Source organism: Pseudonocardia sediminis, from assembly GCF_004217185.1.
Classification (GTDB): domain Bacteria; phylum Actinomycetota; class Actinomycetes; order Mycobacteriales; family Pseudonocardiaceae; genus Pseudonocardia; species Pseudonocardia sediminis.
The window spans coordinates 3,807,862-3,820,838 of record NZ_SHKL01000001.1 but is presented as its reverse complement, the minus strand read 5'-3'; the positions used below and the strand labels follow the sequence as shown (position 1 = coordinate 3,820,838).

11 protein-coding genes are annotated in these 12,977 nt (G+C 73.4%); 7 read left to right on the top strand and 4 right to left on the bottom strand.

Going from position 1 to position 12,977, the window contains the following annotated elements; translation table 11 throughout:
- Nucleotides 1-156: 156 nt before the first annotated feature.
- The 4 genes from EV383_RS17630 (at nt 157) to EV383_RS17615 (ending at nt 4,982) form a co-directional block, all read left to right on the top strand.
- A complete protein-coding gene (locus tag EV383_RS17630; protein WP_242623164.1) occupies nt 157-2,076 on the top strand; it encodes a flavin-containing monooxygenase in 1,920 nt (639 codons plus the stop codon).
- A 158-nt stretch (nt 2,077-2,234) separates the two neighbouring features.
- On the top strand, nt 2,235-2,957 hold the full coding sequence (locus EV383_RS17625; RefSeq protein WP_130290925.1) for a DUF4190 domain-containing protein: 723 nt from the start codon (nt 2,235-2,237) through the stop codon (nt 2,955-2,957).
- Nucleotides 2,958-3,042: 85 nt separating this feature from the next.
- Nucleotides 3,043-4,056 carry an SCO6745 family protein gene (locus EV383_RS17620; protein ID WP_207223566.1) on the top strand — a complete coding sequence of 338 codons (1,014 nt, stop codon included), beginning with the start codon at nt 3,043-3,045 and terminating at the stop codon, nt 4,054-4,056.
- Nucleotides 4,053-4,982: an SCO6745 family protein gene (locus EV383_RS17615; protein WP_130290924.1), complete on the top strand. Its 930-nt coding sequence runs from the start codon at nt 4,053-4,055 to the stop codon at nt 4,980-4,982. The genes EV383_RS17620 and EV383_RS17615 overlap by 4 nt, the downstream gene beginning before the upstream one ends.
- A 63-nt stretch (nt 4,983-5,045) precedes the next feature.
- Here the strand turns inward: EV383_RS17615 and EV383_RS17610 are convergent, their stop codons facing one another.
- Nucleotides 5,046-6,413: a PQQ-dependent sugar dehydrogenase gene (locus tag EV383_RS17610; RefSeq protein ID WP_242623163.1), complete on the bottom strand. Its 1,368-nt coding sequence runs from the start codon at nt 6,411-6,413 to the stop codon at nt 5,046-5,048.
- 130 nt (nt 6,414-6,543) lie between these two features.
- Between EV383_RS17610 and EV383_RS17605 the strand changes: the two genes are divergently transcribed.
- The 3 genes from EV383_RS17605 (at nt 6,544) to EV383_RS17595 (ending at nt 9,467) form a co-directional block, all read left to right on the top strand.
- Nucleotides 6,544-6,933 (top strand): SRPBCC family protein, encoded by a 390-nt coding sequence (locus EV383_RS17605; RefSeq protein ID WP_130290923.1) that lies wholly within the window; start codon nt 6,544-6,546, stop codon nt 6,931-6,933.
- 112 nt (nt 6,934-7,045) lie between these two features.
- A complete protein-coding gene (locus EV383_RS17600; protein WP_130290922.1) occupies nt 7,046-8,767 on the top strand; it encodes an N-acyl-D-amino-acid deacylase family protein in 1,722 nt (573 codons plus the stop codon).
- Nucleotides 8,768-8,855: 88 nt separating this feature from the next.
- Nucleotides 8,856-9,467: a class I SAM-dependent methyltransferase gene (locus EV383_RS17595; protein ID WP_130290921.1), complete on the top strand. Its 612-nt coding sequence runs from the start codon at nt 8,856-8,858 to the stop codon at nt 9,465-9,467.
- A 151-nt stretch (nt 9,468-9,618) separates the two neighbouring features.
- On the opposite strand, the gene EV383_RS17590 is transcribed toward EV383_RS17595, so the two are convergent.
- From EV383_RS17590 to EV383_RS17580, 3 genes are read right to left on the bottom strand one after another with little or no spacing between them, the layout of a single operon-like run.
- Nucleotides 9,619-10,524, bottom strand: a complete 906-nt coding sequence (locus tag EV383_RS17590; protein WP_242623162.1) for an alpha/beta fold hydrolase — start codon at nt 10,522-10,524, stop codon at nt 9,619-9,621.
- Nucleotides 10,521-11,405, bottom strand: a complete 885-nt coding sequence (locus tag EV383_RS17585) for an SDR family NAD(P)-dependent oxidoreductase (RefSeq protein ID WP_130290920.1) — start codon at nt 11,403-11,405, stop codon at nt 10,521-10,523. The genes EV383_RS17590 and EV383_RS17585 overlap by 4 nt, the downstream gene beginning before the upstream one ends.
- The gene (locus EV383_RS17580) at nt 11,402-12,964 is read right to left on the bottom strand and encodes a flavin-containing monooxygenase (protein WP_130290919.1); all 1,563 of its coding nucleotides are present in this window, start codon (nt 12,962-12,964) and stop codon (nt 11,402-11,404) included. The genes EV383_RS17585 and EV383_RS17580 overlap by 4 nt, the downstream gene beginning before the upstream one ends.
- Nucleotides 12,965-12,977: the final 13 nt, after the last annotated feature.

Sequence of the window (12,977 nt, the reverse complement as noted above, 5' to 3'; positions counted from 1 at the left end):
CGTGCTCCGCCCCTCGCCGTCGACAGGTCCGCCCACGGTGTCCGGTGGCGGCGCCGCACCGCAACCGGAGGCACGGCTGATCGCGCGTGGGCGTCGCGTCGTCCATCCTGGGGGCGGCCGGTGCGCGATCGCCGCACCGCCGGGGAGGAGTTCCGCGTGCCCGAGCCGGTCCCGCAGCGCCCGATCGACACCGAGCGTCTGACGACAGCCGTGGAGTCGGCGAACCTCCCGACCCTGGCGATGGTGACGTTCCACCTCACCGGCGACGAGCGGTGGCTGGCCGACCCGTTCCGTCCGACCAAGGCACCGGGTCTGTCCCCGCACGACGGCGGTGGATTCGACGCCGCGACGGCCGCCGAGCTCAGGGCCGCCGCCGTCGAGGCGATCACGGCGTGGTCCGGCGGGGCGGAGCCGGCGGTCCCGGAACCGCGCCCGGAGCTGTTGCGCCGCATGCTGAGCACGGCCGTCGCGGAGGAGGTGCCGGACGAGTACGAGCGGCTGATGCGCGAGGACATGGGCTTCGCCCCGGACGCCGAACCGGTGCCGGTCCCGGCGGCGGAGGTCGAGGCGCGCGACCTGCGGGTGGTGATCGTCGGGGCCGGGGTGTCCGGCCTGATCGCGGGCGTGCGGCTGCAGCGGGCCGGGGTGCCGTTCGTGATCCTGGAGCGTCAGCACGACGTCGGCGGGGTGTGGCTGACGAACCACTACCCGGGCGCCGGCGTCGACACCCCGAGCTACCTGTACTCGTTCTCGTTCTTCTCCCGCGACTGGTCCACCCACTTCGGCAAGCGCGACGAGATGGCCGGCTACATCGCCGACATGGCCGACCACTTCGACCTCCGCCGGCACATCGAGTTCGGCGTCGAGGTCTCCTCCGCCGTCTGGGACGAGCCGACCCGGCGCTGGACGGTGCGGGCGGGGGAGCGGCAGTGGTCCGGCACGGCTCTGGTCAGCGCCGTCGGGCTGTTCAACCGCCCGGTCGTCCCGGACCTGCCCGGGCTCGACGGGTTCGCCGGGCCCGCGTTCCACACCACCGACTGGCCCGACGGCCTCGACCTGCACGGCCGGCGCGTGGCCGTCGTCGGGACGGGGGCGAGCGCCATGCAAGTGGTGCCCGCGATCGCCGGGCGGCCGTCGCAGCTGACGGTGTTCCAGCGCTCCCCGCAGTGGGTCGCCCCGAACGCCGAGTACTTCGCCCCGGTCGGCGGCGACGTGCACTGGCTGATGCACCACGTGCCCTACTACCACCCCTGGTACCGGTTCCGGCTCGCGTGGGTGTTCAACGACCGCGTCCACCCGAGCCTGCGTACCGACCCGGAGTGGGAGCATCCGGAGCGCTCGCTCAACGCCGTCAACGACGGGCACCGCCGCTACTTCACCCGCTACCTGGAGTCCGAGCTCGACGGCCGCCCGGACCTGGTCGAGAAGTGCACGCCGGCCTACCCGCCGTTCGGCAAGCGGATGCTGCTCGACAACGGCTGGTTCGCCACCCTGCGCCGCGACGACGTCGAGCTCGTCACCGACGCCGTCGCGCGGGTCACGCCGACCGGCGTCGTGACCGAGGCCGGCGAGCACTACGACGCCGACGTGCTCGTACTGAGCACCGGCTTCGACGCGCAGAACTTCCTGCCCGGCGTCGAAATCCGCGGCCGCGACGGGCTCGACCTGCACGACGTCTGGGGCGCCGACGACGCCACCGCGCACCTGGGGATCACCGTCCCCGGCTTCCCGAACCTGTTCCTGATGTACGGCCCGAACACCAACGCCGGGGCCGGCGGCAGCTTCATCTTCGTGGCCGAGGCGCAGGCCCGCTACATCGTCGACCTCGTCGCGCGGATGGGCCGGGAGCGGATCGGCGCCGTCGACGTCCGCCCGGAGGTCCACGACCGCTGGGTGGACGACGTCGACGCCGCGCACGAGCGGATGGTCTGGACCCACCCCGGCATGACGACCTACTACCGCAACCCGGCCGGGCGGGTCGTCGCGAACTCGCCGTACCGGGTCGTGGACTACTGGGCGATGACCCACGACGCCGACCTCGCCGACTTCCGGACCGAGCCGCTGCACTCCGGCTGACCGCGGCCGTACGGCCGCTCCGGCGAGACCGTACGGCGCAACTTCCGCCGTCGAGCCCGTGTCCCAAAAGGACACCCCGTAACGGGGAAGATCATCGGGCCGACTCCCGGCCGAACGGTGGCCACCACAGCGGTGGCGACCCGGACGGAGGTCCCCCGATGACGCAGATGCAGCCACCCACGATGCCGAGCCCGGCCGGCGGCTCGCGGTACCCCATGACGCCTCCGCCCCCGCCTCGCGGCACCAACACCCTCGCGATCCTCTCGCTCGTGCTGGCGTTCGTCGTCGCCCCGGTCGCGGCGGTCCTCGGGTTCGTCGCGCTCGGGAAGATCAAGCGCACGGGAGAGGGCGGCAAGGGCCTCGCGGTGGCCGGCATCGTCCTCGGCGTCGTGTTCACCCTGGTCGGGATCGCGGCCGTGCTGTTCGTGGTACTGGCGACGCCGACACGGACGACGGACAACATCGAGACCCAGATCGCCACGACGACCGAGCAGACGGTCGGCGTCGCGCCCACCGGAGTGCAGTGCCCGGACTCGGTCGACGTCCAGGTCGGCGCCACGTTCACCTGCACCGCCGGGGTCGACGGGCAGAACCTGACCTACCTGGTCACGCAGAAGGACGACGCCGGCAACGTCGGCATCGTCAGCCAGGGCTTCGTCTCCACGGCGGCCGCGGCGAAGGCCGTCGACGACGAGGCCACGAAGAACGCCGGCGTGCCGGTCACGACGACCTGTGCCGACGGTGCGAAGGTCGTCGTCGGTGGTCCGGGCACGACGTTCGGCTGCACGATCGCGGCCGAGTCGGACCCGACGATCACCGAGGAAGCCACGGTCACGATCACCAGCGACGCGGGCGACGTCTCGATCTCCTCGGGCGGCTGACCCCCGTCCCCGCCGTGATCGTCCGGCGTTGCGCCACGGGGGGCGCGCGTCGGAGGATCGCGGGGACACGACGGGGTGACCTTCCATGACCGACACGACGTCCGCCGACTCCCTCCGGGCACGGGCCCTGGCCACCGCGCTGGAGCCGTTCGTCGGATCGGTCTACTTCGCGCCGGAAGCCCACGCCGGCTACGCGGAGCTGGGCTTCGACCCGAGTCCGGGGCCGGTAAACGAACCATGGGGAAGCGCGCACTGGGGCGGCGTCGCGATGACCGACGGCCCCGCCTACATGACCAGCCGCGGATCGTTGCTCGGGCAGGTGCACGGTGCCGTCGTCGCGGCGGCGTTCGGGGTGTTCGCCCCGGCCGCGGTGATCGCCTCGGTCGAGCTCGGATGGTCGCGCACCGACGCCGCGACGATCGGTGCGGTGCGCACCCGGGGCGCGCTGGCACAGCTGGTGCGGGTGCTGGGGGAGCGGCCCGCCGGCGTCGACGACGCGATCGCGCTGCTGGAACGGGCGGGGGCGAACCTGCCGCTCGCCGGTCGGCCGATGTACGCCGGGGTCTGCGCGCAGGGCCTGCCGGACGTGCCGATCGGGCGGGCCTGGCGGCTGGCCGAGCGGCTGCGCGAGCACCGCGGCGACGGGCACGTCGTCGCGTTCACCGCGGCCGGGTTCGGTGGATGCGCGATCCAGGTGCTCACCGAGCGCGTGGCCGGGATGCCGCCGCGGACCTACAGCCGCACCCGCGGCTGGACCGACGCCGACCTCGACGCCGCCGAGCGCGCGCTGCACGACCGTGGCCTGATCGGGTCCGACGGCGCCGCCACCGACGCCGGGCGCGCCGCCCGTGAACAGGTCGAACGCGCCACCGACGCGCTGTGGACGGCCCCGGCCCGCGACCTCGGCGACGACCTGCCGCGGCTGGTCGCGATCCTGCAGGACTGGAACGCGTGGCTGCGCTCGGCGGCCGCGTACTACCCGTCGTCGCCGCAGGAGGCGACGCTGGCCGCGGACGTCCAGCGCTGGATGCGCGAGCACGGCCTGCACCCGTTCCCGGGCGTACCCGACCGCCCCGACCCCGCCGGAGGAGCTCGATGACCCGGGTCTTCAACGCGACGATCCCCGACGACGTGCTCTCGCGGCGGGCCCGCGCACTGCACGCCGCCGTCGAGCCGGTCGCCGCGCTCGTCTACTTCGCACCGGAGGTCCACACCGAGTTCGAGCGGATCGGGTTCGGGCCGGGGGTGACCGAGCCCGGCTGCCTGACGCTGCCCGACCTCGCCGGCTACTTCTGCAGCCGCGCCGGGTGCGTCGGGCAGGTGCCCGGCGAGGTCGTGGTCTCGGTGTTCGGCGTGTTCGACCCCGCCGTGGTGATCCCGGAGACCGAACGGGGCTGGGCCACCGCCTCGCACGCCGACATCATGGCCGCCCGCGAGCGCGGGGCGACCGCCGCACTGGAGCGGATCCTCGGCGGGGACGACCCCACCCGCGCCACCGAGCTGCTGCTGCGCGCCGCCCGGGCGGGCCGGGCCACCGGCCGTCCGTTGTTCGCCGGGCTGCGCGCCCTCGGGCTGCCGGACACCCCGTGGGGTGAGATGTGGCGCGCCGCGGACATGGTGCGCGAGCACCGCGGCGACTGCCACATCGCGGCCTGGACCGCCGCCGGGCTGGACCCGGTCGAGGCGGGCCTGCTCACCGAGGTCTACGCGGGGATGCCGCGGCGCCGCTACCAGATGACGCGGGGCTGGACCGAGCAGGCGATCGCCGACGGCGTGGACCGGCTCGTCGGCCGCGGGCTGCTGACCGGCGACGGGACCGGGTTCACCGACGCCGGCGCCTCGCTGCGGGAGTCGCTGGAGACGGCCACCGACGTTCAGCAGGAACCGCTGCTCGACGCGCTCGGCGACGACCTCGACGAGCTGCTCGGATACCTGCGGCCGTGGGCCGCGGCGATCGTCGAGGCCGGGGTCTACCCCAGCTCGATCGAGCAGCTTCCGCCGACCTGGGGGCGTCCGCCTCGTTGACGTGCGCCGGCGACGGTCGTGCGCGGATATCGCTGCCCTGGCAGCGATATCCGCGCACGGGGGTCAGCGGCCGGGCGGGGCCAGGCGGTAGACGGCGCCGGCGTCGTCGTCGGTCACGTAGACCGCGCCGTCGGGGCCGGCGACCGCGGCGACCGGACGGCCCCAGCGGGAGCCGTCGGTCGCCTGGAAGCCGCCGACCAGCGTCTGCTGCGGGCCGAGTGCGCCGTTCGAGTACGGGAAGAACGACACCTCGGGGGCCCGCGGCGGGCTTGCGTTCCAGGAGCCGTGCACGCCGGCCAGGGCGCCCTGGGCGTACGGGCCGGGCAGGCCGCCGTCGACGAACGACAGGCCCAGCGGGGCGGAGTGCGCCCCGAAGGTCTGCTCCACCCGCGGCAGCGTGGCGCAGTCGAGCTTCGCGCCGTCCGGGTTCGTCTCGGCGTCGCGGACGAAGGGCACGTTCGACGGGTTCACCGGGCTGGCGGCGACGCCGGGGTCGGCGTCACGCTCGATGTTGCAGTACGGCCAGCCCAGGTTGCGGCCCTGCGACAGCTTCGCCAGCTGCTCGCCGGGGTGGTTGGTGACGTAGTCCTTGATCACCTGGCCGTAGGCGGACCCGGTCCCGTTGCCGTAGGGCTTGTCGTAGGGGTAGGGCACGTTGTCGCGGCCGTTGACCGCGGTCCACACCGCGCCGTCCGGGGCGACGGCCAGACCGGTCCCGTTCCGGACACCGGTCGCGAACGGGGCGGGGGTCCCACCACCCGGCGGGATCCGCAGGATGGACGCCCGCGGCGGGTTCGCCGTCAGGTCCTCCTCCGAGATGTTGCCGGTGGAGCCGACCGAGACGTACACCGCGCCGTCCGGGCCCACGGCGACGCTCTTCAGCGCGTGCGCGTAGGCGCCGCGCAGGTCCGCGCTCTTGGAGTCGGGCAGGTTCGCCGCGACCACCCGGCGGTTCGTGACCTGCCCGCCGGCGTAGTCGTAGGCGTTGACCTGGTTGCTCTCGGCGACGTAGAGCGTCGATCCGGCGAACGCCAGGCCGTGCGGCTGGTTCAGGCCCTCGAGGAGGGGTGCGGTCGTGGAACCGCCGCGACCGTCCGGGGTCAGGCGCTCGACCCGGCCCTCGTCGGGCACCGAGACCAGCAGCTGACGGTCCGGTGTCCAGACGGCCAGGCGCGCCTCGGGGACGCGGGCGAACACCGAGATCGTCCAGCCCTGCGGCACCAGCGCCTGGTGCGACTCGTCCAGCGGGGAGGCGTCCATGCCGGCCGGGACGTTCAACGTGGTCGGCACGAGACCGGACCCGGCCGCGGCGACCGGGGCCGCGTCACCGGAGAGGGCCACGTCGACCGGCGTCGGACCGGTGCAGGCCGTCAGGAACGCGGTGGCGGTGAGCGCGGCGGCGGCGAGCCGGAGCGAACGGGGCGAGCGCATGGACACCCTTCGTCGAGAGATCTGCACCGGCGATTCTGCCCGAATTGGGCGTGAGGGCGGTGTAGGTCCGACGCTACGGCGACGATCACGCCACCGCGCGGTGTCGCGGCGTGGGCCGGATCATCACGGGATGCGCGTCACCCTGCACGCCCGCGGCCCGCAGCCCGCCGACGAGGTGTGGGAGCGCTACGCCGTCCCGGCCCGCTGGCCGGTCTGGGCTCCCTACATCCTCGGCGTCGAGGCCTCCGACGAACAGATCGTCACCGGGACGACCGGGAAGGTCCGCGGGCCGCTCGGGATCGCGGTCTCGTTCACGGTCACCGCCGTCGACTCCGACGCCGGGACGTGGTCCTGGGACGTCACCCTGGGCCCGCTGGCGATGGCGCTCGACCACGGGGTCGCCCCGGACGCGACCGGCACCCGGACCTGGCTGACCGTCGACGGCCCGGCTGCCGCGCTGGTCGGCTACCTGCCGCTGGCACGGGTGTCGCTGGAGATGCTGGTGCGACGGAACGTCTAGGTCATCCCGCTTTTACTGCTCCGATCCGTGGGTCCGGGCCGCTCCCGGTTCCGTCGCGGAGCCGGGTGGGGTAGCCAGGAGGGACCGGTACGGCGATCGAAGGAGATCTCCCATGACGGCACACGACCTGGTGGTGCGTGGCGGCACCGTGATCGACGGCAACGGCGGCCCGTCCCGCACCGCGGACGTCGCGGTGGACGGCGACCGGATCGTCGAAGTCGGGAGGGTCTCCGGCACCGGGCGCCGGGAGATCGACGCGGCGGGCGCGGTCGTCGCCCCCGGGTTCGTCGACATCCACACCCACTACGACGGGCAGGCGACCTGGGAGTCGCGGCTGCAGCCGTCGTCGTGGCACGGGGTGACCACCGTCGTCGCCGGGAACTGCGGGGTCGGCTTCGCCCCGGCCGCTCCGGAGCACCGCGACCGGCTGATCGAGCTCATGGAGGGTGTCGAGGACATCCCGGGCGTCGCCCTGCACGAGGGCCTGGCCTGGAACTGGCGCTCGTTCGGTGAGTTCCTGGACGCGCTGGAGGCGCGCCCGCACGACGTCGACCTGGCCACCCAGGTCCCGCACGCCGCCCTGCGGGTGCACACGATGGGCGAGCGGGCCGCCGCCCACGAACCCGCCACCGCCGACGAGATCGCCGCGATGGCCGCACTGGCCAAGGCCGGCATCGAGGCCGGCGCGCTGGGGTTCTCCACCTCCCGGACGCTCAACCACCGCAGCATCGATGGCGAATTGACCCCGTCCTACGACGCCGGCGCCGACGAGCTCGTCGCGATCGCCACCGCGGTGGGGGAGACCGGCACCGGGGTGCTGCAGCTGGTCTCGGACTTCCCGGAACCGGAGGCGGAGTTCGCGCTGCTGCGACGGATGGTGGCCGCGTCCGGGCGCCCGCTGTCGTTCTCGCTGGTCCAGTTCCCGGAGGACCCGCAGCGCCACAAGCTCCTGCTGGAGCTGATGGAGAAGGCGTGGGCGGACGGGCTGGAGATCCGCGGGCAGGTCGCCGCGCGTCCGGTCGGGATGCTGATGGGGCTGCGCAACACCCTCAACCCGTTCATGACGAACCCGGTCTGGCAGCGCCTCGTCGGTGACCTCCCGCCAGCCGAGCAGGCCACGCGGATGGCCGACCCGGCCGTGCGCTCCGAGGTGCTGGCCGCGCAGAACCGGGACAAGGACCGCAGCCGCCTCGGCGGGCACATGATCCACAAGTTCCACATGATGTACGCCCTCGGGGACCCGCCGGAGTACGAGCCCTCGCCCGAGCAGGCGATCGCCGCCCGTGCCGCCCGGGCCGGGGTGGAGCCCGCCGAGATCGCCTACGACGTCGTCGCGGCCGGCGGGATGCTGTACGTGACGTTCGCGAACTACGCCCACGGCAACCTCGACGACCTGCACGAGATGCTGGTGCACCCGCATACGCTGCCGGGCCTGTCCGACGGCGGCGCGCACGTCGGCACGATCTGCGACGGCAGCTTCCCGTCGACGCTCGTCCAGCACTGGACCCGCGACCGTGACGGCGCTCGCCTGGACCTGCCGTTCGTGGTGCAGCGCCAGGCCCGCGACACCGCCCGCGCGGTCGGGCTGCTCGACCGCGGCGTCCTCGCACCCGGGTACCGGGCCGACCTCAACGTGCTCGACGTCGACGCGATGCGCCTGCGCGCGCCGGAGATGCACCAGGACCTTCCGGCCGGCGGGTGGCGCCTGCAGCAGCGCGTCGAGGGCTACCGGCACACCGTCGTCGCGGGGCAGGAGACCTACACCGACGGCGAGGCGACCGACGCCCTTCCCGGGACGCTGATCCGGGGGCCGCGCGGCGCACCCCCCGCCTGACGGCCCGGTCACCCGGCCGCGGCGAGGCACCGGGCCGGGTGATCACCCGGCCCGCGGCGCGGCACCGGTCCGGGGGAGGATGCCGGGCATGGGTGACGCACTTCTGTTCGTCCGGCAGTTCCTCCGCTCGCCGACCACGATCGGGGCCGTCGCGCCCAGCTCGGCGTACCTGGCCCGGCGGATCGCCGCGGACGTACCCGAGTCCGGCGACCCCGTCGTTCTCGAGCTCGGCCCGGGCTCCGGGGCCTTCACCGGCGAGATCCGGCGCCGCCTGGGCGGGCGGGGCCGGCACGTCGCGATCGAGGTGAACCCGTCGATGGCGGCCGCGCTGCGGTCCCGTCACGCCGGCGTCGAGGTGATCGAGGGCGACGCGGCGGAGACCGCGGGCCTGCTCCGGACCGTCGGCGTGGACCGGGTCGACCTCGTCGTCAGCGGGCTGCCGTGGGCGGTGTTCCCCGGCCCGAAGCAGGACGCGATCCTCGACTCCGTGGTCGCCGCGATGCCCCCGGACGGCCGGTTCGCCACGTTCGCTTACTCCCACGCCACCGTGCTCCCGCCCGCGGTGCGCTTCCGGCGGCGGCTGGAGGAGCGCTTCGAGACGGTCGGCTCCGGCACGACGGAGTGGCGCAACCTCCCGCCCGCCCGGATCGTGCACGCGTCCCGGCCCCGGGCCGGAACGACGTCCGACCCCGCCGCCTGAGCGTCACCGGCCGGGGCTCGATCGGCGGAGCGTCGGTCCCGGGGATCTCGGTTTCAAAAATGGTGAACGAGACGTGCTTTCTCGTTCACCATTTTCGAGAGCAGGGTCCTGCCGGGCTGCCGCTGATGAGCAGCAGCAGGCCCGGCCGACCTCATGTGCCCGACTGCTCCGCGTCGCGCAGGAACGTCCGGGCCAGGTCCGCGAAGGCGTCGGCGCGTTCGATCTGCGGCATGTGACCGCAGCGGGCGAACACGTGCGAGCGGGCGTGCGGGATCGCCTTCAGCGCCGCCCGGAGGTGCTCCGGCGGCAGGATGATGTCCCGCTCGCCCCAGACGACCAAGGTGGGCCGCGGATGACGGGCGACGTCCGCGAGCAGCCGGGCCCGCCACTGCGGACGCACCCCGCGCACGGTGCCGAGCTCCTTGGCGATGTCGGCGAAGACACCGGCCTGGTCGGCCCGTCCGGCCACCTCGAGGGCGAAGGCGATCCGCTCGTCGGTGACGAACGCGTCGTCGAGGAAGATCGCCCGCTCGGTGCGGCGTGCGGCCGCGCGGTCGATCCGGGTGAGCAGGCGGGCGCCGACGAACGGGATGCCGAGCACCCGCAACGCGACCGTCACCTCGGAGCCGAACCCCGCGGCGGCGACCAGGGTCAGCGTCGCGACACGCTCCGGGGCGCGGGTGAGGACGAGCATCGACACCGCACCGCCGAGCGAGTTCCCCATCAGGTGCACCGGTCGGTGCTCCCCGATCGCGTCGAGGACCGCGACGGCGCCGTCGGCGAGCTGCTCGAGCGTCGCCGGGCCGGGCAGCCGGTCGGACAGGCCGAACCCGGCGAGATCGGTGCTGATCACGCGGTAGGTGTCGGAGAGGCGCTCGTGCTGGGTGTCCCAGTCCTCGAGACTCCGCCCGATGCCGTGCAGCAGCAGGACCGGCGGCGCGGCCGGGTCGCCGCTGGTGCGGACCCGGATCCGCGCCCCGCGCACGGTGACGGTCGCGATCTCACCGGGCGGCGACGGGTGGGTCGGCGACGCGGGCCGCGACCCCGTGGTCGTCACCGGTCGGCCCCCACCGGGAGCTTGTTCTTCGCCGCCTTCTGGGCCTTGCCGGCCGCGCCGACCAGGCGCGAGAAGACCTTGACGCTGTTGGCCGGGAACAGCCGGGCCAGGACGTCCGGGATCTTCGCGCTCATCCCGATCAGGACGCGGGCACGGCGGTGCTCGATCCCGTCGATGATCAGTTCGGCGGCCTTGTCGGCCGGGAACGTGAGGAGCTTGGCGAAGTCGCGCTTGCCCTGCTCCGCCTCGTCGGCCGGGATGTTGACGCCGACCCGGGCATCGGTGGCGATCCGGGTCTTGATGCCGCCCGGGTGGACGGTGGTGACGCCGGTGCCGGTCTCGGCCAGCTCGGTGCGCAGCACCTCGGAGAACCCGCGGATGCCGAACTTGCTGGCGCAGTAGGCGGACTGCCCGGGCGGGGCGATCAGGCCGAACAGGCTGGACACGTTGACCAGGTGCCCGCCCGGCTGCGCGGTCAGCGCCGGCAGCAGGTGGTGGGTGAGCCGGACCGGGGCGTGGAAGTTCACGGCCATCACCCAGTCGAACTCCTCCAGCGTGAGCCGGGAGAAGTCACCGCCCAGCGCGACGCCGGCGTTGTTGACCAGCAGCGTGATGCGCGGGTGCTCGGCGAGGATCGTCGTCGCGGCGGCGTCCAGGGCGTCGCGGTCGGCGAGGTCGACGACCAGCGTGGACACCGAGACGCCCGGGTGGCGGCCGCGGACCGTCGCGGCGACGGTGTCGAGACGGTCGCCGTCGCGGTCGATCAGGACGAGGTTGCTGCCGCGCACGGCCAGGCCGTAGGCCACGTTCTCGCCGATGCCGCCGGCGGCACCGGTCACCACGGCGGTGCCCTCGGCGAAGCGGTACGGGGTCGTGCTCATGATGCGAGCTCCTTGGCGGTGTTCCCGGTGGACGGGTTGTCGGTGGCGGGAAGGTCGATCAGCCGGGTGAACGACATGTCGCGGGTCAGGTCACCGCGGTTCATGCCGACGGCGTCGAGGAAGAAGTTCTGCCGCAGGCGCCACGGGTCGTTCTCGCCCTGCTTGGGGAACTTCGCGACCGAGCGCTGCACGTAGCCGGACTTGAGGTCGAGCAGCGGGCGGTCGGGCTTCTGGTCCGGGCGCGGGGTGGCGATCGCGAAGCCCTTACGGTCCATGTGCTTGAGCAGGCGCGGCACGTAGCGCGAGACGAGGTCCGCGCGCAGCGTCCAGGACGCGTTCACGTAGCCGATGCACAGCGCCAGGTTCGGGATACCGGAGAGCATCAGGCCGCGGTAGGCGACGGTGTCGCCGAGGTCGACCTGCTTCCCGTCGACGAACACCTCCATGCCGCCGAGGGGCTGCAACGTCAGACCGGTCGCCGAGACGATGACGTCGGCGTCGATCTCCTCGCCCGAGCGCAGCCGGATGCCGGACGGGGTGATCCGGTCGATGTGGTCGGTGACGACCGAGGCCTTCCCACCGCGGATCGCCTTGAAGAAGTCGCCCTCGGGGACCACGCACAGCCGCTGGTCCCACGGCTCGTAGGACGGCGTGAAGTGCTCGTCGACGACGGAGGGGTCCTTGAGGAACTTCAGCGCCAGACCGCGCAGGACCTTCTTCACGCGCTCCGGGCGACGCCGGGCGAGCTGGTAAAAGGCCTGGGTGAGCGTCACGTACTGGGCGCGCAGCAGGTGGTGGGCGAGCTTGGCCGGCAGGTACTTCCGCATCGCGTCGGCCGTCGGGTCGGTGCTGGGCAGGACCGTCAGGTACGACGGCGAGCGCTGCAGCATCGTGACGTGCCCGGCCTTCTCGGCCATCGCCGGGATCAGCGTGACGGCGGTCGCGCCGCTACCGATCACCACGACGTTCTTGCCGGCGTAGTCGAGGTCCTCGGGCCAGAACTGCGGGTGCACCCACTGCCCGGCGAAGTCGGACCGGCCGGGGAACTCGGGCTGGTAGCCCTCGTCGTAGTTGTAGTAGCCCGAGCACATGTAGAGGAACGAGCAGGTGTAGGTCTTCTCGCCGGTCGCGGTCCGGGTCTCGACGGTCCAGCGCGCGGTGCCGGAGTCCCAGGACGAGCGGACGACCTTGGTGCCGAAGCGGATGTGCGGCCTGATCCCGCCCTCGTCCGCGGTGTCGGAGATGTAGTGCCGGATGCTCTCGCCCGAGGCCATCGACTTGCGCTCGCGCCAGGGGCGGAACGGGTAGGCCAGGGTGAACATGTCCGAGTCCGAGCGGACGCCCGGGTAGCGGAAGAGGTCCCAGGTACCGCCGATGTCGTCGCGGCCCTCGAGGACGGCGTAGCTCTTGCCCGGGAGTTCGTCCTGCAGGCGCCAGGCCGCGCCGATCCCGGAGAGCCCGGCTCCCACGATGAGCACGTCGAGGTGCTCGGTGTCCCGACCGCCCGCGGTGGGTGTGGCGGACGGAGCCTGCGTGGATGGCGGTGGGGTGCTCGTCATGTTCGGCCTCCTT